Raw genomic sequence first — 24,342 nt, 5'->3', positions numbered from 1 at the left:
AGCGGTACCGATTTGCCGCGGCGGGTCGACGGTCGGTCCATGACGGGACGCTACTACGAGGAGTTCGAGGTCGGGGAGACGATCGAACACGCGCGGCGGCGGACGGTGAGCGAGGCCGACAACCAGCGCTTCTGCGACATGACGATGAACCAGCAACCGCTCCACCTCGACGCCGATTTCGCCGAGGGGACGCAGTTCGGCGAACGGCTCGTCAACGGGCTGTACACCCTGTCGCTCGCGGTCGGCGTGTCGATCCCGGAGACGACCGACGGCACCATCGTCGCGAACCTCTCGTACGACGACGTCGAGCACCCGAACCCGGTGTTCCACGGCGACACGATCCGCGCGCGGTCGACGGTCACGGACAAGCGGGAGACCAGCGACGGCGAGCGCGGCGTCGTCACGATGCACGTCGAGGCGTTCAAGCTGGTCGAGGACGGCGACGACGTCCTCGTCTGCGAGTTCGACCGGACCGCGCTCTCGAGGAAGCGGCCGGACGGGAACGGGAGCTGACCCCTGTCACGAGCCGGACCCGACTACCCGTCGTCGCTCGCGTCGGCGTCGTCTTCCGCCAGCAACAGCCCGAGGTACGACGTGCGGACCTGCTCCGCGCCGTCGAGTCCGAGCCGGTCGAGGGCGTCGAGCGCGTCGTCCCTGACGGCCTCGATCGCTCCCTCCTCGGCGACCGCGCGCTCGATCTCGACGAACTCGCCGAGCCCGTCGACCGCGTCGAGCGTCACCGTGAATCCGTCGTACGCCCAGAACTCGCGGCGCTTCTCGACGGTCGCCGCCGGTTCGAACCCCAGTCCGGAGAGGATGCCGGCCGCGGCCTCCGGGTCGGCCACCTCGGTCTCGTGTTCCGCGCGGGTCTTCGACCCCTCGTCGAGCAGCGGCCCCTTGTACGTGATCTTGGTCGTCTCGGGCGCTGTCGGTGGGGCGTTCGACCCGGGGTCCGGACCCTCCGCCTCGTCCGCCGCGTCGGCCGGGGAGATTCCACTCGGAAGCGGCGTCTCGCGGCGGACCCGAAGCGCCTCGTCCGTCTCGGCGAAGTCGCGGTGCGGCGCGTCGTAGTAGGCGTCCCGCTGGCGACGCGCGTCGACGCGCTCGGCGCCCGCCTCGCGCAGGCGCTCGCGGACCGCGTCGACGTCGGCCGGCACCTTGATCTCGACCTCGAACATACCCGGATTCCGCCGGGCGCGTTCTTAAGCGCCGCGGGACGCTAACTCCGGCGCGACGCGGTCGCCGCCGCGTCGAACCGTGCGCCTTAAGGGTGTAACAGGTGACGTTCAGGGTATGAGCGATCAGGAGCAAGCGGACGCGGCCGAGGACGCCGACGAGGCCGAGACCGAAGCCGAGACCGAGAGCGCCGGACTCGCGGACGGCGACTTCGTGCGGGTCGCGTACACGATCCGAACGGCCGACGACGGCCGGGTCATCGACACCACCGACGAGGAGACGGCCGAGGAGGCCGAGATCGACACCGAGGAACACGAGTTCGAACCGCGCGTCATCGCGCTCGGCGCCGGTCACGTGTTCCCGGCGGTCGACGAGGCCTTCGTCGGCGCCGAGGTCGGCGACGAGGGCGTCGTCGACGTCCCCGCCGAGGACGCCTTCGGCGCGTACGACCCCGACGAGGTCGAGACCGTCAAGGCCGACAAGATCCCCGAGGACAGCCGGTACCCCGGCGCGCAGGTCCAGATCGACAACCAGCAGGGCTACCTCGAGACGATCATCGGCGGCCGCGCCCGCGTCGACTTCAACCACCCGCTGGCCGGCGAGGACCTCGAGTACGAGTACGAGATCCTCGAGCTCATCGACGACCGCGAGCAGCAGGCCGCCGGCATGCTCGGGATGTACCTCCAGGACGCGCCCGAGGTCCGTATCGAGACCGTCACCGAGGAGGAGGAGACGGTCACCGAGGACGACGAGGGCGAGGAGGTCGTCGAGACCGATGAGGTCGAGAAAGACGTCCTCTACGTGACGGCCACGCAGGCGATGCAGATGAACCAGCAGTGGATGTTCCAGAAACAGCAGATCGCGCAGGACCTCATGGGCCGGCTCGACCTCGACCGCGTCGTGGTCGAGGAGGTCATCGAGGGCGGCGGCATGGGCGGGCTCGGCGGCATGATGGGCGGCATGGGCGGCGCCGGCGCCGGCGACATCGAGGACGCGCTCGAGGACGTCGACGTCGACGCCGACGAGATCGTCGACGAGCTCGACGAGGAGTAACCCCCTTCGCGGCGTCTCGGCCGGACGACGAACCGATCCTTTTTGACCGACGGTCGTCCCACCCAGAGACATGGAAACCGACCGGCCGACGGAGAGAGACGCGGAGGGCGGCTGACCGATGGAGATCGAACGGGCGCGGGACGACCTCGTGGTCGCCGCGAGCGCCGGCGCGACGACGGTCGCGGTCGCGGTGCTGTCCGGGGTCGCCGGCGTCGTCGAGGTGGGGACCCTGCCGACGCTCGCACCGATCGCGGTGTACGCCGCCTATCTCTTCTCGCGGAAGGGCGGCCCGTACGGACCGCTCGACGAGCCCCGGAACTGGGCGGTCGCGGCGGCGCTCGTCGGCGTAGTCGTGGCCGTCGCGGCCGCGGTGCTGTAATCGAACCGGATCGAGAAACGCCCGATTCAGGCGATGTCCCGGCTCGTGTCGACGGAGACCGAATCGGTGAGCTTCAGCTTGAGCGGCTCCTCCAGCGCCGCGCCGCCGCGGAACTTCGGGACGACGAGTCGGTTCACGATCTCCGTTCCGGTCACCGCGGTCCGGAGGTCGAAGACGACGTCCGCGATCTGCTCGGTGACGACTCGGTTTCGGTCGGCCGCTCCCCCTTTGAGCGCGTGAAGCACCGCGAGCCCGTCGGCGTCGTCGACGCGCCGACGGAGATCGCCGAGGAACGCGCCGTACTCCGCGCCGTCGTCGGACTCCAACGGGCCGACGGAGTCGACGACGATCGTCCCTCGCTCCGACAGCTCCGCGGCCGCGTCCAGCGCGGTCGCGAACGGGTCGTCCCCCGTCGCGTCCTCGACCACCGTCTCGTCCGCCTCGTCGTCGAGCGTGAGGCTCGCCCCCACCGCGTCGGCGGAGCGCACCGTCGTTACGTACCGGCACTCCCGGACCCGCGCGAGTCGGTCCAGGATGAGCTCGGACTGACTGGCGGGGTCGGCCTCCAGCGCGACGACGCTGCCGCTCGGAATGCCGCCGCCGAACTCCCTGTCCAGCACCGAAATTCCGGTCGGGAGCGCCTCCATACGATCGCTGTCGTCTCCGGGGGTTTGGCTCTGTCGGTGACCGCCAAACCGCGATCGGGACGCGGAATCGACGGTCAGGCGATCCGCCATCGCCCCGCTCCGTACCCCCCCGCGAGTCGCCGCGCGAGGTCGTCGTACGCCGATCGAACGGCCGAGTCCGAGAGCGGCGCCGGCGCCCGAGCGGGGATCCGCCCCACCACCGGGCAGCCGAGCAGATCGGCGACCGGATCCGGGACGGACGACGCGCGGACGGCGACGACGCCAAGCGGCGGGCAGTCCAGCCGCCGCGCGATCGCGGCCGTCTTGGCGGCGTCGCGCAGGGCCGCTCGCCGGAGGGGCGTCACCAGGAGCGACCGATCGGCCGCGCGGAGCGGGGCCGCCGCGTCCGGCGACGCGCCCGCCGGACAGTCGAGGAGCGCCGCGGCGTCGTCGGGGAGCGCCTCGCCGAGCGATCCGAACGTCGGACCGGGATCGACGGGGTCGGGGTCGTCGGGGGCGGCGAGCACCGTCGGCGACCGACGGTCGAGCGGGATCGAACCGCCGCCGAGGACCGCGTCGACGACGGTGGGGCGGTCCCGAGCGTCGGTCTCAGCGGTCCCGTCCGCGGTCTCCGACGCCAACCGCGCGAGGTTCGGGAGGTCCCAGTCGGCGTCGGCCGCGACCGCTCGCGCGCCCCGCCGCGACAGCGCCCGCGCGAGCCCGAGGGTCGTGGTCGTCTTCCCGCTCCCGCCCTTGCCGCCGGCGACTGCGATCACGCGCCGGGTTGCGTCGCTATCGGTGATAAAAGTCGACAGGAGAGCGACCGCGGAACCGCCCGTCAGTCCTGACAGCAGCCGCCGGCCTCGCCGCCGAAGTCGACCGCGAGGGGTTCCGAGATGGCCTCGTTGACCGTCTCGAGGGTGTCGGTCAGCTCGTCTTGCGCGTCGAGGAACTCCCGCATGGTGGGCATCGAGTGGAGCTCGTCCTGCGCCGCCTGCACCTTCTGGAGCCCGGAGTTCGTCGCCTGTCCGGTCTCGCGGGCCTGCATGAACTCGGCGCGCAGCTGTTCGAACTCGTCGATCTTCGCCTGGACCTCCTCGTCGCGCTGTACCGCCTCGCGCGCCTCCTCGAAGCGCTCGTACTCGGTGGTTCGGGCGATCCGCTCGCCGAGCTCGCGACCGAGGTCCTCGATGGAGGCCTGTTCGACGCTCATGACCGATCGTTGGCGCGGAGCGGCTTCAACCTGCCGGAGCCGGGGGTCCCGCCCTCCGATCCGTCGGGGACCGCGTCCGCGTTGGCCGCGCCCTCACGCGGCTCGCGCCTCGACGAAGGCGACGACGTCCGCCAGCTCCTCCTGCCCGATCCCGTGGCCGCCCGGGTAGTTGCCCCGGGTGACGTCGGCGCGGATCGCCTCGAGGCGGTCGGCGGCGGCGGCCGAGCGCGACGCCGGGATCACGCGGTCGCCGGCCCCGGCGCCGACGAGGACCGGCTTCCCCTCGATCCCGTCGGGCGCGAGGTCCGAGTGCGCGTCCGCGAGGTAGCCGTGGAGCGCGACGACCCACGCGTACCGGTCCGGCTCCTCTACGAGGAGCGAGAGGCTCGTGATCGCGCCCTGACTGAAGCCGAGCAGCCCCATCCGGTCGGGGTCGATGGCGTACGCCTCGGCGGCGGCGTCGACGCTCTCGGCGACGAGATCGAGGCTGCGGCGGAAGTCCGCGGCGTCCGGCTGGCTCGATTCGAGGCCGCCGGCCGAGAGGTCGAGCTCGTACCAGGTGTACCCGCCCTGCAGCGGGTGCGGCGCTCGGAGGCTGACCACGTGGAGGCCGTCCGGCAGGTGGCGCGCGACGGGTAGCAGGTCCTCCTCGTCGGCGCCGCGGCCGTGGAGAACGAAGACGGCGGGCGCGTTCTCCGGGCCGTCGTCCGGCGCGACGTGGACGTGTTCCAGCGGAATGTCGCTCATGGCTCTCCGGTTCGTCGGCTCGGCGGTTGTATCCGTCGGCCGCGGCAGACGGTCCGTCGCCGGCCGCGGCAGTCGCGATAGCCGCGATGGCCGCGGCGGTCGCGATGACCGCGATGGCCGGGGTGATTGCGGTGGTCGCGATGACTACGATAACCGCGACGGCCGACCCGTGTCGGGGTTCGGTCTCGCTTGATCCCGAACGATCACGAGAATACCCTCCGAGCGCGCCGTTTAACCGTCCCCCCGCGTAATCCGGGTGCATGAGCGGCTCCACGGAGGGTGACCTCACGAAGACTGGGATGGCCCTGAAACACGACCGCGAGTGGGACTACGAGCTCGACCGGATCGTCGAGGCCATCGAGGAGCGCGACGCCTCCAAGGTCGGCCTCCAGTTCCCGGAGGGACTCAAGCGCCGCGGCCCGAAGGTCGCCGACGACCTGCGGGAGGCGGCGCCCGACGACGTCACCTTCATGCTGTCCGGCCAGCCCTGCTACGGCGCCTGCGACCTCGACACGTACCTGATGCGCCGGACGGACGTGTTCGTCCACTTCGGCCACACGCCCATGAAGGAGTCCGACAGCATCGTCTACGTCCCCCTCTTCTCGAACGTCGACCCGTTCCCGATCATGGAGGACGCGCTGGCGGAGGAGCTCGACGACCCCGAGGAGAACCCCGACGTCGGCCTCGTCACCACCGCCCAGCACATGAACCGGTTCGAGGAGATGACCGACTGGTTGGAGGAGCGCGGCTACGAGGTTCACACCCGCCGGGGCGACGACCGGCTCACGAAGGAGGGACAGGTGCTCGGCTGCAACTACGCCTCCGCGGACATCCCCGCCGACCAGGTGCTGTACGTCGGCGGCGGAAAGTTCCACCCCGTCGGCCTCGCGATGGAGCACCCGGAGAAGCGCGTCGTCATCGCCGACCCGGTCAACAACGCCGTCTCGGTCGCCGAACACGACCAGTTCCTCAAACAGCGCTACGCCTCGGTCCACAAGGCGATGGGCGCCGAGAAGTGGGGCGTCATCTTCTGTACGAAAATCGGCCAGGGCCGGTGGGAGACCGCCCAGGAGATCGTCGAGAACAACGAGAACGCGTACCTGATCACGATGGACGAGGTGACACCGGACCGCCTCCGCAACTTCGACATGGACGCGTTCGTCAACACGGGCTGTCCCCGCATCACGACCGACGACGGCCCGCGGTTCCACAAGCCGATGTTGACGCCGGGCGAGTACGAGGCCGCCATCGGCGAGAAACCCCTCGACTCGATCGAGTTCGACACGTTCCACGACACCTGGTAAGCCCGCGGCGGCCCTCCCGGTAGTTATACGTCGAGCGCGGCAACAGTAGACGAACACCAAATGGGTGCGCCCGGCGACGGCATCGCGATCGTTCTCGTTACGAAGACGCCGGAGCGAGCGGCGGCGATAGCGACGTCGCTGGAACGCGCGGACGATCGGCTCGTCGCCGAGCCGACAGCGGACACCGACGCGGCGCTGCGTGTCCTCCGGGACACGCCCGTGGACTGCCTGGTGACCGCGGGCGGACTCACCGACCCGACCGGGGTCCCGTTCGTCGAAACCGTCCGCGACCGACACCCGGAGCTCCCGATCGTGTTCTGCCCCGACGAGGCGCTCGACGCGGCGGCCGTCGGCGACGCGTTCGAGGCCGGCGCCACCGACGTCGCGCGGTCGTGCGGCGAGTCGGACCGGACGCCCGTTCTCGTCCGCCGCATCTCGAACGCCGTCGCGTCCGCTCGCGCGGTCGCCGAGGCCGAGCGACAGCGGCGGCGCCTCGAAGCGTTCACGAGCGGCGTGTCTCACGACCTGCGGAACCCGCTCACCGTCGCACAGGGACGGATCGAGTTAGCGCGCAGGGAGGGAGACGTCGGACACGTCGACGACGCGGCGGCCGCGATCGATCGAACGTTCGAGCTGATAGACGACCTGTTGACCCTCGCGAAACAGGGCGAGCGACCGCGGGAACTCGACTCGGTCGAACTCTCGGACCTCGCCGAGCGGTGTTGGGCGAACGTCGCCACCGGCGACGCGACGCTCGTCGTCGACGGCGACCGACGGCTGCTGGCGCATCCGAGCCGACTGAAACAGCTGTTGGAGAACCTGTTCCGAAACGCGGTCGACCACGGGGGCGACGACGTGACCGTCTTCGTCGGAGACGTCTCGCCGATGTACACGACGACGCGCGCCGAGACCGACCTGCCGACGGGGTTCTTCGTCGAGGACGACGGGCGGGGAATCTCCCAGGACGAGTGCGAGGACGTGTTCGACGTGGGATACACGACCGCGGAAGGCGGCACCGGGTTCGGTCTCAACATCGTCAGGGAGGTGGCTAACGCGCACGGGTGGGAGGTCTCCGTGTCCGAGGGCACGCGAGGCGGGGCTCGGTTCGAGATCACGGGCGTCGAGAGCGGCGGTTGACCGCCGAGCGGTCAGTTCGGCCCCGCGGCGCTCTCGACGTGCTCGACCGCCTCGGTCGGGGTGTCGACGTCCTCCACGCCGGCGACCTCGTGCGTGTCGAGCCCGGCGACGGCGCGGCCGTGCGCGAGCGCCAGTCCGATCTCCGAGAGCGTGCCGTGCGAGCCGTCGATCGCGATCGCGGCGTCGCCGTTGAGCACCACGAGCGCGTTGCGGGCGTGACCCAGCCCCGTCGCCATCGGGACCGTGACGTGCGGGTTCGCGTCCGCGCGGCGGGCGGTCGGCAGGATCCCGATCGTCTCCCCTCCCGCGTTCGCGGCGCCGCGACACACCGCCGCCATCACCCCGCCGAGCCCACCGCAGACGACCGTGTGGTCGCGCTCCGCGAGCCGTTCCCCCACCGCTTCGGCGACCGCCGCCGTCTCGGGCGAGACGGAACTCCCGCCGATGACGCTGACGCGCATACCCCGGGACGGGCGGCGGACGCGTATAAAAGAGCCGGCGGTCGCGTCGCGGCGTTGGTGAAACCCTTTTAAGGGCTGAGCGACTCCGGACTGTATGACGTACGATACCGTCGTGTTCGACAACGACGGTGTCCTCGTGGGCCGCACGCGCTTCGACGTGCTCCGGGATGCGACCCGGAACGCGTTCGAAGAGTGCGGCGTCGAGGAGCCCGATCCGGACGACGTAGAGCGCATGACCATCGGTGCGACCCCCGGAAGCGTGGGGACCGTCTGTCAGACGTACGACCTCGATCCCGGGTCGTTCTGGCGGACTCGCGACGACGTGGTCTCGAAGGCCCAACAGCAGGAGGCCCGCGCGGGGCGGAAGACCCCGTACGACGACCTCAACGAGCTGCAGAGCCTCGACGTGGAGATGGGAATCGTCTCCTCGAACCAGCAGGCGACGGTCGACTTCCTCGTCGACCACTTCGACGGCTTCGAGCGGTTCGGCGCCGCGTACGGCCGCGAGCCCACGATCCACTCGCTCCAGCTCCGCAAGCCGAACCCCCACTACATCGAGCAGGCGCTCGGCGACCTCGATGCGGGCAACGCCCTGTTCGTCGGCGACAACGAGTCCGACGTGCGCGCGGCCGAGAACGCGGGCATCGACTCCGCGTTCATCCGCCGCCCGCACCGCCGCGACTGGGAGCTGAACGTGTGGCCGACCTGGGAGATCGACCGGCTCTCCGACCTGCACGACATCATCGGGTAGGATCGCCGGCGGCGGGGGACCGCCGCGGCCGCCCGTCGGTAGCCGCCGCGGCCGCCGCGGCCGTCGTCTCTCTCAAGGTTTAACTCCGATGGGAAGCTACGCGGCCACAGTGACGAACCCCCCGCCGTGGTCCGACATCTTCGGCCACGAGGAGCCGTATCCGGAGCAGGCCGACGGGATCGACGCCGCCGTCGACGCCGCCGAGGACGGCGGCTTCCTCTCGTTAGAGGGCGCGTGCGGGACCGGCAAGACGATGCTCGCGCTCACCGCCGGGCTCGACCGGGTCCGCGACCCCGACTCCGACTTCGAGCGCGTCTTCGTCCTCACGAGCGTCAAACAGCAGCTCCGCCAGTTCGAGACGGATCTGGGGACGATCAACGCGAACCTCCCGGACGAGTACGACCCGGTCTCCGGACTGACGCTGGTCGGCAAGGCCGACGTCTGCCCGTACGCCCGCGAGAACCGCGGCGGGGTCGACCGCGAGAACGTGTACGAACGCTGCGAGGGGCTCCGCGAGCGCACCCGGAACCTCGTCGGCGACGGCGGCGCGACCACGACGTCGAACCTCGTGAGCGAGGCGCGGAGCCAGCAGGTCGGGCTGATGGACTCGGGGAGCGACACCGGATCGCACGGTGACGATTCCGCCGCCGCCGACTACCTCAGCGTCGACGGCGAACCCACCCCGTACCGCCCGGACACCGAGGAGTACGAGGGGACCGAGTTCTGCCCCTTTTACGCCGGGTTCCTCGACGACCTCCCGGAGGACGGTGACCCCGCGGAAGCGGTCCCGTTCGACGTGACCGACATCGGTCACGTCGACAGCGACGAACTGGTCCGGCTCGCCGCGGGTCACGGCTCCTGTCCCCACTCGATCATGGGGGCGCTCGTCCCCGAGGTCGAGGTCGTGATAGGGAACTACTACCACGCGTTCGACCCGGTGACGACCGGGACGTTCACGGGCGCACTGCTCGACGACGCGACGTTCGTCGTCTGCGACGAGGCGCACATGCTCGAACCGCGCGTCCGCGACCTCGTGAGCGACGCCGTCGCCGACGCCAGCCTCCGCGACGCCGAGAACGAGCTCACCCGCGTGGTCCAGCCGCTCTCCTTCGAGACGGCCGGCGCCGAGTCGGACGACGCGGAGCTCGTGCGCGGCGAGCTGGCCGACGCGGACGTGACCGTCGAGGAGATCGAGTCCGTCCGCGAGTTCTACGCCGACCTCCGCGGCGAGCTCGACCGACGGGTCACGGAGCGACTCGACCGCGAGCGCCCCGACTGGCGGGCGTCGATGCGCGAGCTCGACGACGACGAGATCGCGCTCCGCGACCCCGAGGAGCCGGCGAGAGACGAGATCACGGCGTGGGCGGAACGCGAGGGGTACGGCGACCGCGTCTGGGCGCGCGCTCACCAGGTCGGTGCGGTCGTCAAGCGCGTCCTCGACTCGCTGGAGGAGGAGGACAAAAAGCGGGCGGCGCCCGGCGTCGGGCGCACCCTCAACGCCTGGTATCGCGAGGGCCACGAGGAGTTCTTCCGGGCGATCGATCTGGAACGGACGTGGGACGAGACCGCGCCGCCGGACTCGTGGCGGCGCGCCTACAACGCGAGCCTCGCGCTGTACAACTGCCTGCCGAGCGAGCCGATCGGCGACCGGCTCGCCGAGTTCGGCGGCGGCGTCCTCATGAGCGCGACGCTGGAGCCGATGGACGTGTTCCGCGAGGTGACCGGGCTCGATCACCTCGAATCGCAGGGCCGACCGGTCGTCGAGCGGACGTACGGGCTCTCGTTCTCCGAGGCGAATCGCGCGAGCCTCGCCGTCGACGCGCCGAAGTTCACCCACCAGAACCGCGGCGCGCCCGGCGAGTCGAACGACACCCGGCTCGCGCACCTGGACGCGACGGCGGCGGTGGCGGCCCGCGAGGGGAACGTGCTCGTCGGCACGCCGAGCTACGCGGAGGCGACGTGGATGGCCGAGTCGCTCTCGGAGCGGCTGGACAAACCGGTGCTCCTCGACGAGTCCTCCGGCGACCGCGCCACGGAGTCGCTGAAAGACGACTTCTTCGCGGGCGAGGGGAAGGTGCTCGTGACGAGCCTCCGCGGCACGCTCACCGAGGGCGTCGACTACCGCGGGGACCGCCTGTCGGCCGCCGTGGTCTGCGGGGTCCCGATCATCAACACGTCCCGGCCGCGGACCAGAGCCGTGATCACCGCCTACGACCGCCGCTTCGAGTCCGGGTTCGAGACGGCGCTCACGGTGCCGGCCGTGCGGAAGGCCCGACAGGCGGTCGGGCGGGTCATCCGCGGGCCGGACGAGCGCGGGGTGCGCGTCCTGCTCGACGCCCGGTACGCCCGCGAGTCGTGGAACAGCGTGCGGGAGTACCTCCCGGAACACGAGCGGGAGGAGTACCAGCCCGTGAGCCCGGACATGCTCGGCCTCGCGCTCGATCGGTTCGAGCGGCGAGCCGACGGCGGCGACTGACTCAAACGGCCGCGGCGAGCTGCGGTGATGTGCGGGGTTGCGGCCCTGAAACGGTCAAATAACAATTGCTTAAACCACGGTACGATGCGTTTAACTAGGTCACGACAGCCCATGGCGGGTCCTATGAGTTCCGCAACGCAAAAGCCGAAGTACCACGTCGTCTGCCGGGAGTGTTCGGTCGAGCGCCTGTACGAGGACGGCGACGAGGCCACCGACCTCGAGCGGAAGCACACCAAAGAGACCGGTCACCGGATCGTCGTCGGGCGGGTCAAGTAGCTCACACGACGTTCGCGTCGATGTCGCGCGGGAAGTGCGTCAGCGTCTCGGTGCCAGACTCGGTTATCGCGACGGTGTCCGAGTGGCGGTAGCCGTACTCGTCGGTGTAGAGTCCGGGCTCTATCGTGTACACCTGTCCGGGGGCCATCACGGCGTCGTCGCCGTCGTAGCGCTCGCCCCAGCCGCGGTCGATGTACGGCGGCTCGTGGGCGCCGAGCCCGATGTTGTGACCGACGTGATGTCGCGCGAGGTCGGTCACGCCCTGCTCCTCGAAGTACTCCCAGACGACCTCGTCCACCTCGGCCACCGGAACGCTCGGCCCGAGCGCGTCGATCGCGAGGGTCTGCGCCTCCAGCATGAGCTCGAAGTAGTGCTCCTGCTCGTCGGAGTAGTCGCCGACGAACATCGTCCGCTCCAGCTCGGAGCGGTAGCCGTCGACGTTCGCGGTCGCGCCCGTGACGAGGACGTCGCCCTCGGCGAGCCGCTCGTTCGGGGTGTGGCCGTGGGGCAGCGCGGTCTCGCGACCCGAGATGTAGCCGGCGTGGACGGGACCGCCGCCGCGCACCCGGACGCTGTACGTCTCGCCGAGCGCGTCGAGCATCGCCCGTGAGGCCTCCGTCGAGGCGCGCTGCGAGACCGTCGCCGGGTGCGCGCCGGGCTCGGTGAAGTCGGCGAGGTAGCGGTGGCCGAGGTTCGCCCACTTGGCCGACTCGCGGATCAGGTCCACCTCGGCGTCCGACTTCTCCCAGCGCATGCGGTCGACCCACGACTGCGTCTCGACGTCGACGAACTCGGAGAGCGCGGGGCCCTCGTACCCCATCGCGCCCGGCGCGCCGTCGGCGTCGGTCGCCACGCGGTCGGCGTCGAGCCTGTCGAGCGCGTCGACGGCGACGCGGATCGGGTCGCCGCCGGGGTAGTCGAAGTAGTGGTGGACCGCGTCGATTCGAGGGTTCGGCTCGACGCGCTCGACCTCCAGCCGCGGGACCGTGATCTCGACCCGGTCGGCCGTCACCGCGAGGACGACCGGGCGCTCGGTCTGGATGTGGTGGAAGCCGGTGAGGTACTCGATCGCGGTCGCGCCGAACCACGTCGCGGCGTCGGCGTCGGTCGCCGCGAGCCGGTCGCGGACCGCCGCGAGCCGGTCGTCGAACGCGGCGTCGGGGAGTCGTGTCGCCATGTCTCACGATCCGCGAACGCGCGGATAAACGGTCGGGTTGCGGAACGAGTCGGACGACAAAACGAGCGGCTCGGTCCGGCTTGGACCGGGTGCGGCGGGCCGATCAGCTCTCGCGGCGGGCGAACGCGAGGTTGCCGGAGACGTTCTTGATGTACGCTTTGACGGTCTCGCCCTCCTGCGCGCCGGGGACGAAGACGGTGTACTCGCCGACCTCGGCGACGCCGTCGCCCTTGCGGCCGGTGCCGACGATCTCGAGCTCGTACGTCTTGCCCGACTCGATGGCCTCCTCCTGGCGCTGCGTGTTCGAGGTGTTCTGCTTCGCGACCGGGCGGAAGGCCCCGCAGGCCTCACACCGGAGCATCGGGGTGCGGTTCTCCGTTTCCAGCCGGGTGTCGGGGAGGCCGCACTCCGAGCAGGTGACGTACGACTCGATGTACGAGTCGATCGCGGCCTGGAAGTCGCGCTCGCGGAAGTTCCCGCTGTAGCGGGCGCGGCCCGACTCGTACTGGCCGGCGGTCCCGAGCTCCTGCTGGATCTTCGAGTGGACGTGCTCGGGGTCGCGGCTCAGGGCGTCGGCGATCGCCGAGAGGTTCGTCAGTCGGGTGAACGCGCCGTCCTTCTGCGTCTCCGGGTCCGGCACCGACAGGCGCTCGTCGGAGCCGCCCAGATCCGGCACCTCCTCCATCGCGCGGTCGAGGCTCGATTCGTAGTCCATGCTCGACGGAAGGCGGGGCCGACGGAAATCGCTTCCGGGTTCGGGAGCGTCAGTTGCTCCCCCTCGTCGCACTCACAGTGCCGTCAAGACCGTTCCGAGGGCGAGTAAACTGATAAACAAATAGGCAAGCGAGATGAGAACGTTCCGTTTTGGAGCGTTCGACGCCGCTCCAGGCACGTACCTCGTCAACGAGCCGAGGCGAAACGGACGGCTCCCGGAGCGGTAATCCGCCTCATCGCTCCCGCGTTCGTCGATCATTGGTATATGTTCTCACCTCCGACTTTTAGATATAAACCGCGCTAACCGATCTAATCCATTGTTAACAACTCACGTGGGGCATGTACAGATACTGATAACATGCTGCATACCTTCGTTATCTCGGTGTAGGTGCCGTGACAGTCAGATAGTACGGATGGATAGGATCGAATTTCGCGATGTCGCTCCCGCCGGAATCGCTGCTTACCGCTGCGTACGATGATCTAGTTGGAGCCACAACTTCGAACTGGTGGTTCAACAAGCTACTCAGACTAGTAACGGTCCCCTCTCTTGTGTCTTGTGAGCGCTCGGAACTGCCACGCGGCGTTGCGGCCGACCGGGGGTTCGGTCCGAGCCGCGTACGGTGACGAGCGCCAAACAGGTGACAACACCATGCAACGACGCAAGCTGTTGGCTGGACTAGGATCGCTCGCCGCAGGTGGTGCGGCTGCAATCGGTAGCGGGGCAGTGTCGCAGTTCAACTCTGGAGATCGTACCATCGAAGTTGAGACAGTCGGTGACGCGAGCGCGTACATCGCGCTTCAGCGTCCTGATGACGGCCTTAGCGACAGCGGTGATACTCGGAACGGGAATTACGTTGAATTCCATAATAAGGCGCTTAGACTGGACTTTACTAGCGATAATCCGACCAGTGCGCGAAGTGGGAATCCACAACAGGGGAACCCGATTGGCGGCAAAGGTGTGAACCCCGGTTCAACGTACTACTTCGACGGCACGTTCGAGATCCGGAACCTCTCGAACAACACCGGCAGCGGCACCGGTGAAGTCGAAATTTGGATCAATGAAGACATTCCTGGTATCACGTTTTACACCGGCAGTTCCCCAGGGAGCCGAACGCCGCTCGATACGAACAATCGCAAGGGCTCGATTAGTCCGGGGCAGGCCGTGTCCGTCGGCGTAAAGATCGTTGAGGAGGACTTGGATAGCGATGATATCGATGGCAGTTTCCAGGTGGTCGCACAAGAGATGGATAACGGTCTCTGATACGACTGTCGCATCGGGATTATTTTCGTACAGCAAATAAACAGCTCTAAACAATATTTCAAAGTAATATTCTTTAATTCCCGGGAATACGCATTTTAATAGTGACTTCTTTTCTTGAATTTCGCATATCTGGCTTAAATAACCAGAATTCTTTGATGAGTCCCAAGCGGTCGACCGAAGGTAGACTGATAATTCATTCGCCAACAGACTGGTACTACAAGAGATAGCCTGAGTACGTAACCGATAGACACGAATCAAGGTCTTACCGAAACCGCGCTGGGGTCGGTGACCACCGGTTTACTAGGTCTATCTGTCATTTATGTCCTGACAAATATTTAGCAGCGTTCGGTTATCCCTGCTTGTTATCTTGCTGAACAAATTGTCCGGGTAACAACCTAGAGTTACCGCCGTAACAACCTGTTCAGACTAATATCGGTTCTCTTCTTCAAGTATTCTTAGCGCTTGACACCGGCACGAACGGGAGTTCACTTCGGGCAGATTGATCCGACTGCCGGCAACGAGCGCGAAGGTGATTCAAGTATGCAACGGCGGAAAATGCTGATCGGAACCGGATCGGTTGCCGTCGGTGGAATGACAGTATTCGGCGGCAACGCGTTCAATATCGCACGGGCCGACCGCGGAATAAGCGTCCAAACGGTCGGTGACAACTCGGCATTCCTCACTCTCATTCCCACGAGCGCATACGCAGACTATGAAGATAGCATGCTCCAACTCGGGTTCGACGGCAGCTTTGGCGCTCAGAACGCCTCTGGGCTCCCCGAGGACGCGAACTTCACTTTCACCGACATCTTCGCGATACGGAACGAGGGACAAGACAGCATCGCGGTCACGCTCTCGGAGTACTACAACGCGGTCGACTGGGACACGAACTTCCCGCGAGCGTACTACACGTACGAGCGGCTCGGGACGACCAGCGATAAAATGGGCGCCGGCGAGTTCACCGGCGACGTCAGCGGCGACGGCGCCGTTCTCAGTCCGGGAGACGAACTGTTCGTGCATTTCGAGTTCGTCGGGCGTGATGAGGACTCTCGTATAAACGATACCGCGGAGCCGAATACGGTCAGCGTCTACGCCGAGGCCGTTAACACCGACGGGTGAACCCGGATCACCGGCGCGTTCGCCGGCTCCCGACTCGGCGGCCGCAGGCTTCACTTCGATTTCGAATCGTCACCCGTTCTCGTCGATACGGACGCTTAACGGCGAAGACGTGTCGAGATTTCTATCGGATTCGATCGGTTACTGACCGTTAGATTACAGTATGGTACCCTCAGCGACCGTTCCGGGCCGAATCGACTACCCGGGAGCCGTGAATAAGTATATCATATCCGTCAACAATCCGCTTCTACCTCTCTGACCCGTTAGCCTCCGTGAGAGTAATGATTCGCTTTGTGACTCAACGGGTGCTATAACTATATACATACAGCATGATTGACACGACAGATGGTTCGGCCGAACCTCGGGACGGCGACGGAGATTCCGTCGCTCCGCGGTTGCGGTCACCGGTCGATCCACCGAGAGTCGGCGATCCAACGAGGGGGACGCGACGTGAGTTCTAAGCCACAAAAGGAGCGGACTGACGGCTCGGGTAGCATAGCCGTTCGGCGGTTACCGAACCGAACGCAGCGCACCAGCGAGATCGATCGCGAAGCGGTCTTCGACGTGCTCAGCAACGCGCGGCGGCGGTACGCGATCGAGTTTCTCAATCAACACGAGCCCGGCGACGAGATCGACCTCAGCGACCTCGTCGAGTACGTCGCGGCCCGCGAGAACGACACGACGGTCGCGAACGTGGACTACAAACAGCGGAAGCGGGTCTACTCCTCGCTGCGCCAGACGCACCTGCCGAAGCTGGACGAGTGCGACCTGATCGAGTACGACCGGAGCCGCGGCACGATCGAGCTCGGCGACGCGGTCACCGAGGTACGAATGCACCTGGAGTACGTGCCCGAAAACGATATCCCGTGGTGTTTCCACTACCTCGGCCTCACGGCGATCCTCGGCGGCATCGTCGCCCTCGCCGGGGTCGGGCTCTACCCGTTCACCGAGCTCTCGACGGTGGCGTTCGGCACCATCGCCACGGTCGTGTTCGGGCTCTCCGCCGTCGTCCACACGGTCCACACCCGACGAAACGAGATCGGTTCGAACGTCCAGCTCGACGAGTAGCCGAGCGATGATATCAGATTCCTCTCAAACACGATGGCAAACGTACTTCGAACGGTCGGGCTCTGTCTGATTGCCGCCGCGCTCGTGTGCTCCGTCCTCGGAACGGGCGGATTCGCGTCGGCGACGGCCGACAGGGACATCGCGGCCGACGAGGTCGACGACGCGCGCGGGTACGTGGGCTACGATTCGCCCGCCGAGGTCCGGATCGCGTTCAACGAGAGCGCGAACGCGACGAACGCCAGCGACGCCGACGAGCGGACGGAGACGGTCGCGCTAGTGACCGTCACGAACCGCCTCGACGCGCCGACCGACGTCACGTCGGTCGACGTCGACGCGCCCGACGGCCTCGACGTCACGGTGAAGTCGACGCCTGCGGACGTGTCACCGGGCGAATCGGGAGAAGTCGTCGCGGAGCTGGACTGCGAGCGCTCCTTCGAGGACGGCACCCTCTCGGTGGGACTCGGAATCGACGGGGGCGCGGTCAGCGCCGAGATATCCGGCGACGAGGGAGACCGATCCGTCTCGGTCACGTGCGACGGGCAGTCCTGACCGCGCGGCCCCTTCGACGTGCGGAGTCGACGAGCGCACCGCTCAAGAGTCATCGAAAACGCCCAGGAGACCGCGGCCGCAAACGGACAGTAGCGGGAGGTAGATTTGAACTACCGATCTCCGGGTTATGAGCCCGGCGGAATCTCCTGGCTATCCCATCCCGCTATCGTATCAAAACCCGTTGCGACTGTTAAGGGTTCTGATCCCGTCGCCCGTGTGCGATTCGGCCACGCACGGTTTATATACGGACGGCGGCGGGATCGCCGGCGCAGTCGGGGCATCACTCGGTCGACTCACTCCGACCCGGCGTGTTTCTGCCGGAACCGCAGCGCGAGGATCGCGCCGAGCGCGAACGCGACCGGGAGGACCGCGTCGGCGGGGTCGCCGGAGAGCGCTCGACCCGCGGTCAGCCCCGCCATGAGCGCGAAGAACAGTGACAGGAGCCCGGCGATGGGGACCGCGTACCCCTCGGTGAACGTCGACCGGCCGGATCCGTCGCTCATACGCCCTGAACGCTCCGAGACGGGGAAAACCTCGCGGCACCGCGACGGCGGGGGCCTCGCGACGATGCCGGTGAGATCCGACGGCCACCGGCGGCGGCGCCGCCTTGCGCCGGCCGCAAACGCTTTTATCAATCAAAAATAGTGATAAATCGATGCGAAAACCGCTACTGACGACGGACTTCCTGGACCGGGCGCGCCGGCACTACGCGGACGAGGAGGCCGTGCTCGCCACCGACGGCACGCGGTACACCTACGCCGAGCTCGGCGAGCGCGCGGATCGGTTCTCGGCCGCCCTCCGGGCGCGCGGGATCGAGAAGGGCGACCGCGTCGCGGTGTTGGACCCGAACACCCACTACCACCTCGAAGCCGCCTACGGCGCGATGCAGGTCGGCGCGGTCCACACCCCGCTGAACTACCGGCTCACGCCTGACGACTTCGCGTACATGCTCTCCGACGCCGGCGTCGACGCGATCTACGCCGACGCCGAGTACGCCGACCGGATCGAGGCGGTCCGCGACGAGGTGCCGACGGAGACGTTCCTCACGAACGACGCCGACGCGGTCGCGGGCGACTGGGAGTCGTTCGACGGGGCGCTCGCGGACGCCGACCCCGACGCCTACGAGCGCCCGGAGATGGACGAGGACGAGGTGATCACGATCAACTACACCTCGGGGACGACCGGCGACCCGAAGGGAGTCTGCCGCACGCACCGCGCCGAGACCCTCCACGCGTACCTCATCGCGATCCACCAGGCGATCACCGACGACGACGTCTACCTCTGGACGCTCCCGATGTTCCACGTCAACGGGTGGGGCCATATCTACGCGATCACCGGAATGGGCGCCCGGCACGTCTGCACCCGCGGCGTCGACGTCGCCGCGGTGTTCGACCGGATCCGCGAGGAGGAAGTCTCGTACTTCTGTGCGGCGCCGACCGTGCTCAACATGCTGGGCGACCACTACGCCGAACACGGCGGGGCGACGACCGGCGACAGCGACGTGCGCGCCGCGACCGCCGGCGCGGCGCCGCCGGAGGCGACGATCCGCACCGTCGAGGAGGAGTTCGGCTGGGAGCTCAAACACGTGTACGGCGCGACCGAGACCGGCCCCCTCATCACCACCTCGGACGCGAAGCGGCACTTCGAGGCGGGCTCGCCCGACCGCTTCGCGGTGAAGAAGACGCAGGGGATCGGCTACCTCGGCACCGACGTGCGCGTCGTCGACGAGGACGGCGAGGACGTGCCCGCCGACGGCGAGACGATCGGCGAGATCGTCGTCCGCGGCAACCAGGTGATGGACCGCTACTGGAACAAGCCCGAGGCCACCGAGCAGGCGTTCTCGGAGCGGCTGGAGGGGTACTACCACATGGGCGATCTGGCCGTCGTCGACGAGGACGGCTTCGTCTCGATCCAGGACCGCAAGAAGGACATCATCATCTCCGGCGGCGAGAACATCTCCTCGATCGAGTTAGAGGACACCCTCTTCGAGCACGCGGTCGTCTCCGACGTGGCGGTCATCCCCGCGCCGGACGAGCGGTGGGGCGAGACCCCGAAGGCGTTCGTCGTCCCCGAGGGCGGCGACCCCGATGACGCGGGCGCGACGACGGAGGAGCTGAAGTCGTTCGTCCGCGAGCGCGTCGCCGACTACAAGACGCCGGGCGAGGTGGAGTTCGTCGCTGAGCTCCCGACGACGGCGACGGGGAAGATACAGAAGTACGAGCTCCGTCAGCGCGAGTGGGACGAAGAAGAGCGGATGGTCGGGGAAGGGTAGTCGGAGGGAGGGTCGCACGACCGCCGACTCGGCGGTCACCGAGCCGACTGACCCGCGGTCACCGAACCAACTGACCCGGTCCGGCCCTACTCCTCGTCGAGCAGGCTCTCGACGAGCTCCTCGGGCTCGAACAGCGTGAGGTCGTCGTACCCCTGTCCGGTCCCCAGGAAGAGGATCGGCTTCCCGGTGACGTACGCCACCGAGATCGCGGCGCCGCCGGAGGAGTCGGCGTCGGCCTTCGTCAGGATGGCCCCGTCGATCTCGGCGGCGTCGTCGAACTCCTTCGCGCGGTTCACGGCGTCCTGTCCCGCGACCGCCTCGTCGACGAACAGCGTCATGTCCGGGTCGACGACGCGGTCGATCTTCTCCAACTGCGCCATCAGATCGTCGCTGGTGTGAAGCCGCCCGGCCGTGTCGCCGAGCACGACGTCGACGTCGTTGGCCGCGGCGTACTCGACGCCGTCGTAGATGACGGCCGCGGGGTCGCCGCCCTGGTCGTGGGAGATCAGCTCTCGACCGAGCCGGTCTGCGTGCTCCGCGATCTGCTCGTTGGCGCCGGCCCGGTAGGTGTCGCCGTTCGCCAGCACCGACGAGTAGCCGCGGTCGGCGAGCCACTCGGAGAGCTTCGCGATGCTCGTCGTCTTCCCGACGCCGTTGACGCCGGTGAAGACGATGGTGACCGGCTTCTCGGCCGCCGCGATCCGCTCCTCGAAGTCGAACTGGCCGACCGCGATCACGTCGAGCAGCGCGTCGTGGAGCGCCGACTCGACCAGCTCGCCGGTCGTCTCGACCTGCTTGCGCGACTCGCCGAGCATCTTCTCGCGGACGGTGTCGAGGATCCGCTCGGCGACGCTCATCTCCACGTCGCTCTCGAGGAGGGCCATCTCGAGGTTCCACAGCGGCTCTTCGAGGTCCTCCTCCTCGATGATGATCCGACCGGTGGCGAACGCCTTCGCGCGCTGGAAGGTGCTCGGCTCGTCGTCGTCCGCGTCGCTATCGCCGGACTTCGCCTCGACCTCGGCCCCCGTTTCGGCCGCGACCGCCTCCGCGTCACCGTCCGCGTCGGCGGCGTCGCTCGCGGTCGTCTCGTCGGGGGTCGGCTCGTCGCCCTCGGCGGGGTCCGCCTCGACGTCAGTGCTCTCCTCGACGTCCTCTCGGAACCCCGAGAGCTTGTCCTTCAGTCCGTCGAACACGGTCTACCTTACTTCTCGTCGCCCTGGCCCTGCCCCATCTGCTGCATCTGCTGCTGCTGCATCTGCTGTTGCATCTGCTGGGCCTGCTGTTCGAGCTCTTGGCTCTCGGACTCGAGCTCGTCGACCTCCTCTTGCGTCTCCTCAATGCGGTCGTTGAGCGCCTCCTGCTTGCGCCGAAGCACGTCGATGGCGTCGCCTTCGCTCTGCTCCGCGGAGTAGTTGCCGCCGAGCGAGACGATGATCTCGTCGATGTCCTGGACCTCGGCGCGGACGTAGGCGCCGCCGCCGAGCGGGACCTGTACCGTCGAGCCCGTGTCGAGGGTCTCGATCGCCTCGACCGCGTCGTCGATGTCGGACTGCTCCTCGCGGTAGTCGGCGATCTCCGCTTCGAGGGCCTCGATCTCCTCGTCGAGCGCCTGCAGCTCCTGGGAGAGCTGCTGGAGCTGCTGTTGTCCGCCGCCCATCATGCCGCGGACACCTCCTCGATCTCGATCTGGGTGCGCTTCCGGTTGTGCTGGCTCCCGACCGTGGTGTAGATGCGCTCGCGGGCGAGGTCCTCGTTCTCTGCCTCGACCTCCTTCGTGAACGGCTGGAAGTCGCCTCGACTCTGGAACCGTCCACTCACCGTGTAGGTACTCATGTTCTCCGATCCGGCAGGGACAGGGAAGTATCTTCCTAAAAGGCGAGAGACCGGCACCGAAGCGGGACCGGCTTCGTTCGGGGCGACGGGCCCGAATTCCGGTGGTATCCTCGACGGATCGAGCCGTCTCCGGGCCGGCTACCCGGTCAGGTCCGGCCAGCCGGTACGACACTGCGAGCGCGTGGACGGCGACGAGCGCGACGAGCGCGAGCGTCTCGCCCACGGCTCGCCTGCAGTCGGTAACACAGCGGGAGAAGCGAGTCGGGGGAGAGGGGTCGACCGAACCGCGATGAACAGCGGCCGTCGGCGACGCGGGCGTCAGTCGATGAAGCCGAGCGTCTCTTCGATCCGACCCAGCTCGGGGCCGGTGGTGTCATCGCCGACGACGTATCCCTCGTCGGTGGCGACGAGCCCGGAGCCGACCAGCGGCGCGCCGTAGTTGACCGTGCCGAGATCGGCCCGGACATCGAGCGCCTCCTCGACGTCTCGCAGCTCCGATTCGGTCGACTTGGGATGACAGAGCACGCCGGCGTTGTTGGCGACCGCCGCCGTCCCGACGGTGCGAACGTCGCCGAGGTCGCCGCGGGACACGGGGACGCCGAGGGTCTCTCTGATCGTCACGATCGTTTCGCGCGGGAGGTCCGGGTGGACGTAGGCGCCGTAGTCGTTCGCGAGGACGACGTTGCCGGCCGCGTTGATCTCGCCGGGGAGCTCGCCCACCTCGCGGTCGGCGGCCTCGGCGATCCGCGACTGCTCCCGTTCGGTCGCCCGCGCGGAGACGAGAACGCCGTTCTCGTTACCCGTCGCGAGGGAGCCGACGGTGTTGGCGCCGCCGACCGTCGTGAGGAGGGGCTCGGCGCCCAGCTCCTCGCCGAGAGACTCGGCGAGCTCCTCGTCGACGTCCGGCCGGACCAACAGGAGGTCGTCGATCGCGCGGGCGAACACGCCCACGTACGACGAGCCGGTGAAAGTCGCCCGTAACACGTTACTCGGCGTACTCGGCTTCGACGACGGGCTCGCCGTCCTCGACGAACCTGGCCGCGCGGACGCGGACCTTGCTCGGCGGGTTCTGGCGCCCGTTCGCCCAGACCGCCTCGTTGACCGAGGTGTCGATGACGACGTCCGCCTCGTCGACGGAGAAGTGCTGCGCGAGGTGCTCGCGAATGATCCGCATCGCGAAGTCGGCGCGTTCCTGTACCGGCTTGTCGTTGGCGTCGCGGAGCGGCACGGTGACGACGCGCTCCTCGAAGTCGCTGGTGCTCATTTATTCGTCCAGGTCGTTCCGGCGCCAGTTGCGCCGCTTGGGGTTTCGCGTCACGTTCATGTCCGTCTTCATCATGACCCACGCCGGGACGCGGGTGTTCTGGCGTTCCGCCTTCGCCAGACGCTTCTTTTGAGCCTTCGATTTATTTCCCATAGTAGCCCACAGTTTCCGCGGGGCGCATAAAACCCCTTCCATACCGCGTCGCACGGCGTGCCGAGTGACCGCTCAGAACGGCCGTTCGGCGACTCCTTCGTAAATGCGATAACACCGGTCGAGGACGTCGATCCCGACGCTCTCCGTGTCGGTGTGCGCCTCGCCCGGCTCGGAGGCGCCGCAGACGAGGCAGTCGGTCCCGGCCCCGGCGAGCCACCCCGCGTCGGTCGCGTGCGGCTTGACGACGTGTTCGGGCGCGTCGAGCCCCAGTCCGTCGTGGACCTCGCGGGCGACCGCGAGCGCGGCCTCGGCGAAGGCGTCGTCGCCGCAGGCCATCGGCGGGAGGTCCTGCTCGACGGTCAACTCGACGCCCGCGACCGCCTCGGCTGCGCGGGCGAGGTCGGCGCGGTCGCCGGGGACGGTGCGCTCGTCGATCGTCACCTCGCAGCGCTCCGGGATCACGTTCCACGTCTCGCCGCCGTCGACGATCGTGACCGCGAGCGACCCCGTGACGGCCTCGCCGAAGACGGTCGCCTCCGGGGCGTCGAGGTCGCGGACGACGTCGATCGCGTCGCTGGCGCGGTAGATCGCGTTCTCGCCGCGCTCGGGCTCGGAGGCGTGCGCCGCGGTCCCGTGCGCGACCAGCGTCGACGCGCGCCGGCCCTTGTGCGCGACCGCGACGTCGGTGACGCCCGGCTTCGAGTAGTCCGTCGACCCCTCGGCGACGACCGCGCGGTCGGGAGCGAACCCCTCGTCGATCGCGTGGCGCGCGCCGGTCCCGCCGACCTCCTCGCCGACGAACGAGGCGACCGCGAGCTCGCGGCCCGCCGGCGGCTCGGCGTCGCGGAACGCGAGCATGCAGGCCGCCACCGCGCCCTTCATGTCGGCCGATCCGCGCCCGTGAATCCGCCCGTCGCGGCGCTCGACGACGTACTCGCCGGCCTTCCCGTCGCCGGTCGTCTGGCGCTCGGCCGGCGGGACCACGTCGTGGTGGCCGACCAGCGCGAGGGTGTCGGCGTCGGGGTCCTCCGTCGCGCCTTTGTAAGCGATCACGTTGCCGACCGCGTCGCGCTCGACCCGCGCGTCGGTCTCGGCGCGGAGCCACTCCTCGATCGCGTCGCCGGCGTCGGTCTCGTCCTCGTGGGAGGGAATGCCGACCAGCTCCTCAGTCAGGTCCGCGAGTTCGTCCATGTACGAGTCTGGGCGGTTCAGCGAATTAAATAGCGGGGTGCGAGTTGTTTATAACTGAACTCGTGCGGTGGCGCGCGCCTGCGAGGCCCTCCGCGGCCGAGCAGCGCGTGCGAGGGAGGCGGCGGTCCGGCGCGGCTCCGCCCGC

At 68.3% G+C, this 24,342-nt stretch carries 30 protein-coding genes and 1 tRNA gene; 13 read left to right on the top strand and 18 right to left on the bottom strand.

All coding sequences use genetic code 11. The annotated features are described in order from the left end of the window. Nucleotides 1-12: 12 nt before the first annotated feature. A complete protein-coding gene (locus tag DJ73_RS14420; protein WP_342764962.1) occupies nucleotides 13-513 on the top strand; it encodes a MaoC family dehydratase in 501 nt (166 codons plus the stop codon). A 23-nt stretch (nucleotides 514-536) separates the two neighbouring features. Here DJ73_RS14420 and cyaB read toward each other — a convergent pair whose 3' ends face one another. Beyond that, complete coding sequence (gene cyaB, locus DJ73_RS14415; RefSeq protein WP_094523841.1) at nucleotides 537-1,178, bottom strand: class IV adenylate cyclase; 642 nt, start codon at nucleotides 1,176-1,178, stop codon at nucleotides 537-539. 115 nt (nucleotides 1,179-1,293) lie between these two features. Between cyaB and DJ73_RS14410 the strand changes: the two genes are divergently transcribed. Then, the gene (locus DJ73_RS14410) at nucleotides 1,294-2,229 is read left to right on the top strand and encodes a peptidylprolyl isomerase (RefSeq protein ID WP_094523840.1); all 936 of its coding nucleotides are present in this window, start codon (nucleotides 1,294-1,296) and stop codon (nucleotides 2,227-2,229) included. 118 nt (nucleotides 2,230-2,347) lie between these two features. After that, complete coding sequence (locus DJ73_RS14405; RefSeq protein WP_094523839.1) at nucleotides 2,348-2,608, top strand: hypothetical protein; 261 nt, start codon at nucleotides 2,348-2,350, stop codon at nucleotides 2,606-2,608. Between the two features lie 26 nt (nucleotides 2,609-2,634). On the opposite strand, the gene DJ73_RS14400 is transcribed toward DJ73_RS14405, so the two are convergent. The 4 genes from DJ73_RS14400 to DJ73_RS14385 all read right to left on the bottom strand — a co-directional run bounded on the left by DJ73_RS14400 (nucleotide 2,635) and on the right by DJ73_RS14385 (nucleotide 5,194). Then, on the bottom strand, nucleotides 2,635-3,255 hold the full coding sequence (locus DJ73_RS14400) for a transcriptional regulator (RefSeq protein WP_094523838.1): 621 nt from the start codon (nucleotides 3,253-3,255) through the stop codon (nucleotides 2,635-2,637). Nucleotides 3,256-3,329: 74 nt separating this feature from the next. Further along, a complete protein-coding gene (locus DJ73_RS14395) occupies nucleotides 3,330-4,010 on the bottom strand; it encodes a P-loop NTPase (RefSeq protein WP_094558301.1) in 681 nt (226 codons plus the stop codon). Between the two features lie 62 nt (nucleotides 4,011-4,072). Further along, nucleotides 4,073-4,447, bottom strand: a complete 375-nt coding sequence (locus DJ73_RS14390; RefSeq protein ID WP_094527208.1) for a YlbF family regulator — start codon at nucleotides 4,445-4,447, stop codon at nucleotides 4,073-4,075. Nucleotides 4,448-4,540: 93 nt separating this feature from the next. After that, the gene (locus DJ73_RS14385; protein WP_094558300.1) at nucleotides 4,541-5,194 is read right to left on the bottom strand and encodes an alpha/beta hydrolase; all 654 of its coding nucleotides are present in this window, start codon (nucleotides 5,192-5,194) and stop codon (nucleotides 4,541-4,543) included. Between the two features lie 260 nt (nucleotides 5,195-5,454). Between DJ73_RS14385 and dph2 the strand changes: the two genes are divergently transcribed. Both dph2 and DJ73_RS14375 read left to right on the top strand, forming a co-directional pair. Continuing rightward, the gene (dph2, locus tag DJ73_RS14380) at nucleotides 5,455-6,498 is read left to right on the top strand and encodes a diphthamide biosynthesis enzyme Dph2 (protein WP_094523834.1); all 1,044 of its coding nucleotides are present in this window, start codon (nucleotides 5,455-5,457) and stop codon (nucleotides 6,496-6,498) included. A gap of 60 nt (nucleotides 6,499-6,558) precedes the next feature. Then, nucleotides 6,559-7,635 carry a HAMP domain-containing sensor histidine kinase gene (locus tag DJ73_RS14375; protein WP_094558299.1) on the top strand — a complete coding sequence of 359 codons (1,077 nt, stop codon included), beginning with the start codon at nucleotides 6,559-6,561 and terminating at the stop codon, nucleotides 7,633-7,635. 11 nt (nucleotides 7,636-7,646) lie between these two features. Here the strand turns inward: DJ73_RS14375 and DJ73_RS14370 are convergent, their stop codons facing one another. Next, nucleotides 7,647-8,096: a TIGR00725 family protein gene (locus DJ73_RS14370; protein WP_094558298.1), complete on the bottom strand. Its 450-nt coding sequence runs from the start codon at nucleotides 8,094-8,096 to the stop codon at nucleotides 7,647-7,649. 94 nt (nucleotides 8,097-8,190) lie between these two features. Between DJ73_RS14370 and DJ73_RS14365 the strand changes: the two genes are divergently transcribed. The 3 genes from DJ73_RS14365 to DJ73_RS20450 all read left to right on the top strand — a co-directional run bounded on the left by DJ73_RS14365 (nucleotide 8,191) and on the right by DJ73_RS20450 (nucleotide 11,599). Beyond that, nucleotides 8,191-8,847, top strand: a complete 657-nt coding sequence (locus DJ73_RS14365) for an HAD family hydrolase (RefSeq protein ID WP_094523831.1) — start codon at nucleotides 8,191-8,193, stop codon at nucleotides 8,845-8,847. Nucleotides 8,848-8,956: 109 nt separating this feature from the next. Beyond that, entirely contained in the window at nucleotides 8,957-11,323 is a 2,367-nt protein-coding gene (locus DJ73_RS14360; RefSeq protein WP_094558297.1) for an ATP-dependent DNA helicase, read from the top strand. A 123-nt stretch (nucleotides 11,324-11,446) separates the two neighbouring features. Next, the gene (locus DJ73_RS20450; protein WP_170938322.1) at nucleotides 11,447-11,599 is read left to right on the top strand and encodes a hypothetical protein; all 153 of its coding nucleotides are present in this window, start codon (nucleotides 11,447-11,449) and stop codon (nucleotides 11,597-11,599) included. A gap of 1 nt (nucleotide 11,600) precedes the next feature. Here the strand turns inward: DJ73_RS20450 and DJ73_RS14355 are convergent, their stop codons facing one another. The 3 genes from DJ73_RS14355 to DJ73_RS14345 form a co-directional block, all read right to left on the bottom strand. After that, on the bottom strand, nucleotides 11,601-12,776 hold the full coding sequence (locus DJ73_RS14355) for a Xaa-Pro peptidase family protein (protein WP_094558296.1): 1,176 nt from the start codon (nucleotides 12,774-12,776) through the stop codon (nucleotides 11,601-11,603). Between the two features lie 103 nt (nucleotides 12,777-12,879). Continuing rightward, the gene (locus DJ73_RS14350; RefSeq protein WP_094523829.1) at nucleotides 12,880-13,491 is read right to left on the bottom strand and encodes a translation initiation factor IF-2 subunit beta; all 612 of its coding nucleotides are present in this window, start codon (nucleotides 13,489-13,491) and stop codon (nucleotides 12,880-12,882) included. Nucleotides 13,492-13,563: 72 nt separating this feature from the next. Next, nucleotides 13,564-13,749 (bottom strand): hypothetical protein, encoded by a 186-nt coding sequence (locus DJ73_RS14345; RefSeq protein WP_094558295.1) that lies wholly within the window; start codon nucleotides 13,747-13,749, stop codon nucleotides 13,564-13,566. 390 nt (nucleotides 13,750-14,139) lie between these two features. Between DJ73_RS14345 and DJ73_RS14340 the strand changes: the two genes are divergently transcribed. The 4 genes from DJ73_RS14340 (at nucleotide 14,140) to DJ73_RS14325 (ending at nucleotide 17,484) form a co-directional block, all read left to right on the top strand. Continuing rightward, on the top strand, nucleotides 14,140-14,751 hold the full coding sequence (locus DJ73_RS14340; protein WP_141212967.1) for a DUF1102 domain-containing protein: 612 nt from the start codon (nucleotides 14,140-14,142) through the stop codon (nucleotides 14,749-14,751). Nucleotides 14,752-15,306: 555 nt separating this feature from the next. Continuing rightward, nucleotides 15,307-15,870, top strand: a complete 564-nt coding sequence (locus tag DJ73_RS14335) for a hypothetical protein (protein ID WP_217900453.1) — start codon at nucleotides 15,307-15,309, stop codon at nucleotides 15,868-15,870. 447 nt (nucleotides 15,871-16,317) lie between these two features. Further along, nucleotides 16,318-16,935 carry a hypothetical protein gene (locus tag DJ73_RS14330; RefSeq protein WP_217900452.1) on the top strand — a complete coding sequence of 206 codons (618 nt, stop codon included), beginning with the start codon at nucleotides 16,318-16,320 and terminating at the stop codon, nucleotides 16,933-16,935. A 33-nt stretch (nucleotides 16,936-16,968) separates the two neighbouring features. Then, on the top strand, nucleotides 16,969-17,484 hold the full coding sequence (locus DJ73_RS14325; protein WP_094558293.1) for a hypothetical protein: 516 nt from the start codon (nucleotides 16,969-16,971) through the stop codon (nucleotides 17,482-17,484). Nucleotides 17,485-17,574: 90 nt separating this feature from the next. On the opposite strand, the gene DJ73_RS14320 is transcribed toward DJ73_RS14325, so the two are convergent. Further along, a tRNA-Met gene (locus DJ73_RS14320) sits at nucleotides 17,575-17,649 on the bottom strand. Nucleotides 17,650-17,777: 128 nt separating this feature from the next. Next, nucleotides 17,778-17,987, bottom strand: coding sequence for a hypothetical protein (locus DJ73_RS14315; RefSeq protein ID WP_094523825.1), 210 nt, complete (start codon nucleotides 17,985-17,987; stop codon nucleotides 17,778-17,780). 152 nt (nucleotides 17,988-18,139) lie between these two features. Between DJ73_RS14315 and DJ73_RS14310 the strand changes: the two genes are divergently transcribed. Further along, the gene (locus DJ73_RS14310) at nucleotides 18,140-19,756 is read left to right on the top strand and encodes a long-chain-fatty-acid--CoA ligase (RefSeq protein WP_094558292.1); all 1,617 of its coding nucleotides are present in this window, start codon (nucleotides 18,140-18,142) and stop codon (nucleotides 19,754-19,756) included. 86 nt (nucleotides 19,757-19,842) lie between these two features. Here the strand turns inward: DJ73_RS14310 and ftsY are convergent, their stop codons facing one another. From ftsY to DJ73_RS14275, 7 genes are all read right to left on the bottom strand, one after another. Beyond that, nucleotides 19,843-20,949 carry a signal recognition particle-docking protein FtsY gene (ftsY, locus tag DJ73_RS14305; protein ID WP_094558291.1) on the bottom strand — a complete coding sequence of 369 codons (1,107 nt, stop codon included), beginning with the start codon at nucleotides 20,947-20,949 and terminating at the stop codon, nucleotides 19,843-19,845. 8 nt (nucleotides 20,950-20,957) lie between these two features. Continuing rightward, nucleotides 20,958-21,413: a prefoldin subunit alpha gene (gene pfdA, locus DJ73_RS14300; protein WP_094558290.1), complete on the bottom strand. Its 456-nt coding sequence runs from the start codon at nucleotides 21,411-21,413 to the stop codon at nucleotides 20,958-20,960. Then, nucleotides 21,413-21,589, bottom strand: a complete 177-nt coding sequence (gene rpl18a / locus DJ73_RS14295) for a 50S ribosomal protein L18Ae (protein WP_094523821.1) — start codon at nucleotides 21,587-21,589, stop codon at nucleotides 21,413-21,415. Before rpl18a ends, pfdA begins: the two co-directional genes overlap by 1 nt. 318 nt (nucleotides 21,590-21,907) lie before the next feature. Beyond that, on the bottom strand, nucleotides 21,908-22,573 hold the full coding sequence (locus DJ73_RS14290; protein WP_094523820.1) for a translation initiation factor IF-6: 666 nt from the start codon (nucleotides 22,571-22,573) through the stop codon (nucleotides 21,908-21,910). 1 nt (nucleotide 22,574) lies between these two features. Further along, nucleotides 22,575-22,853 carry a 50S ribosomal protein L31e gene (locus DJ73_RS14285; protein ID WP_094523819.1) on the bottom strand — a complete coding sequence of 93 codons (279 nt, stop codon included), beginning with the start codon at nucleotides 22,851-22,853 and terminating at the stop codon, nucleotides 22,575-22,577. After that, entirely contained in the window at nucleotides 22,854-23,006 is a 153-nt protein-coding gene (locus DJ73_RS14280) for a 50S ribosomal protein L39e (protein WP_094523818.1), read from the bottom strand. It abuts the gene before it with no gap. Between the two features lie 72 nt (nucleotides 23,007-23,078). Next, entirely contained in the window at nucleotides 23,079-24,197 is a 1,119-nt protein-coding gene (locus tag DJ73_RS14275; protein WP_094558289.1) for a M20 family metallopeptidase, read from the bottom strand. Between the last annotated feature and the right edge of the window lie 145 nt (nucleotides 24,198-24,342).

Source organism: Halorubrum sp. Ea1 (assembly GCF_002252965.1).
Classification (GTDB): Archaea; Halobacteriota; Halobacteria; order Halobacteriales; family Haloferacaceae; genus Halorubrum.
Note: the sequence above shows the minus strand (reverse complement) of the source record. Positions and strands in the feature narration are given on the sequence as shown.

Bases quoted from the DNA above. Each gene is read 5' to 3' on its own strand.
- DJ73_RS14365 (WP_094523831.1), top strand. From the start codon at position 8,191: ATGACGTACGATACCGTCGTGTTCGACAACGACGGTGTCCTCGTGGGC.
- DJ73_RS14280 (WP_094523818.1), bottom strand. From the start codon at position 23,006: ATGGGAAATAAATCGAAGGCTCAAAAGAAGCGTCTGGCGAAGGCGGAA.
- DJ73_RS14340 (WP_141212967.1), top strand. From the start codon at position 14,140: ATGCAACGACGCAAGCTGTTGGCTGGACTAGGATCGCTCGCCGCAGGT.
- DJ73_RS14410 (WP_094523840.1), top strand. From the start codon at position 1,294: ATGAGCGATCAGGAGCAAGCGGACGCGGCCGAGGACGCCGACGAGGCC.
- DJ73_RS14310 (WP_094558292.1), top strand. From the start codon at position 18,140: ATGCGAAAACCGCTACTGACGACGGACTTCCTGGACCGGGCGCGCCGG.
- DJ73_RS14375 (WP_094558299.1), top strand. From the start codon at position 6,559: ATGGGTGCGCCCGGCGACGGCATCGCGATCGTTCTCGTTACGAAGACG.
- DJ73_RS14405 (WP_094523839.1), top strand. From the start codon at position 2,348: ATGGAGATCGAACGGGCGCGGGACGACCTCGTGGTCGCCGCGAGCGCC.
- DJ73_RS14285 (WP_094523819.1), bottom strand. From the start codon at position 22,853: ATGAGCACCAGCGACTTCGAGGAGCGCGTCGTCACCGTGCCGCTCCGC.
- DJ73_RS14315 (WP_094523825.1), bottom strand. From the start codon at position 17,987: ATGAGCGACGGATCCGGCCGGTCGACGTTCACCGAGGGGTACGCGGTC.
- DJ73_RS14325 (WP_094558293.1), top strand. From the start codon at position 16,969: ATGGCAAACGTACTTCGAACGGTCGGGCTCTGTCTGATTGCCGCCGCG.
- dph2 (WP_094523834.1), top strand. From the start codon at position 5,455: ATGAGCGGCTCCACGGAGGGTGACCTCACGAAGACTGGGATGGCCCTG.
- DJ73_RS14350 (WP_094523829.1), bottom strand. From the start codon at position 13,491: ATGGACTACGAATCGAGCCTCGACCGCGCGATGGAGGAGGTGCCGGAT.
- DJ73_RS14355 (WP_094558296.1), bottom strand. From the start codon at position 12,776: ATGGCGACACGACTCCCCGACGCCGCGTTCGACGACCGGCTCGCGGCG.
- DJ73_RS14335 (WP_217900453.1), top strand. From the start codon at position 15,307: ATGCTGATCGGAACCGGATCGGTTGCCGTCGGTGGAATGACAGTATTC.
- rpl18a (WP_094523821.1), bottom strand. From the start codon at position 21,589: ATGAGTACCTACACGGTGAGTGGACGGTTCCAGAGTCGAGGCGACTTC.
- DJ73_RS14370 (WP_094558298.1), bottom strand. From the start codon at position 8,096: ATGCGCGTCAGCGTCATCGGCGGGAGTTCCGTCTCGCCCGAGACGGCG.
- DJ73_RS14385 (WP_094558300.1), bottom strand. From the start codon at position 5,194: ATGAGCGACATTCCGCTGGAACACGTCCACGTCGCGCCGGACGACGGC.
- DJ73_RS20450 (WP_170938322.1), top strand. From the start codon at position 11,447: ATGAGTTCCGCAACGCAAAAGCCGAAGTACCACGTCGTCTGCCGGGAG.
- DJ73_RS14390 (WP_094527208.1), bottom strand. From the start codon at position 4,447: ATGAGCGTCGAACAGGCCTCCATCGAGGACCTCGGTCGCGAGCTCGGC.
- cyaB (WP_094523841.1), bottom strand. From the start codon at position 1,178: ATGTTCGAGGTCGAGATCAAGGTGCCGGCCGACGTCGACGCGGTCCGC.
- DJ73_RS14275 (WP_094558289.1), bottom strand. From the start codon at position 24,197: ATGGACGAACTCGCGGACCTGACTGAGGAGCTGGTCGGCATTCCCTCC.
- DJ73_RS14400 (WP_094523838.1), bottom strand. From the start codon at position 3,255: ATGGAGGCGCTCCCGACCGGAATTTCGGTGCTGGACAGGGAGTTCGGC.
- pfdA (WP_094558290.1), bottom strand. From the start codon at position 21,413: ATGGGCGGCGGACAACAGCAGCTCCAGCAGCTCTCCCAGGAGCTGCAG.
- DJ73_RS14345 (WP_094558295.1), bottom strand. From the start codon at position 13,749: ATGATCGACGAACGCGGGAGCGATGAGGCGGATTACCGCTCCGGGAGC.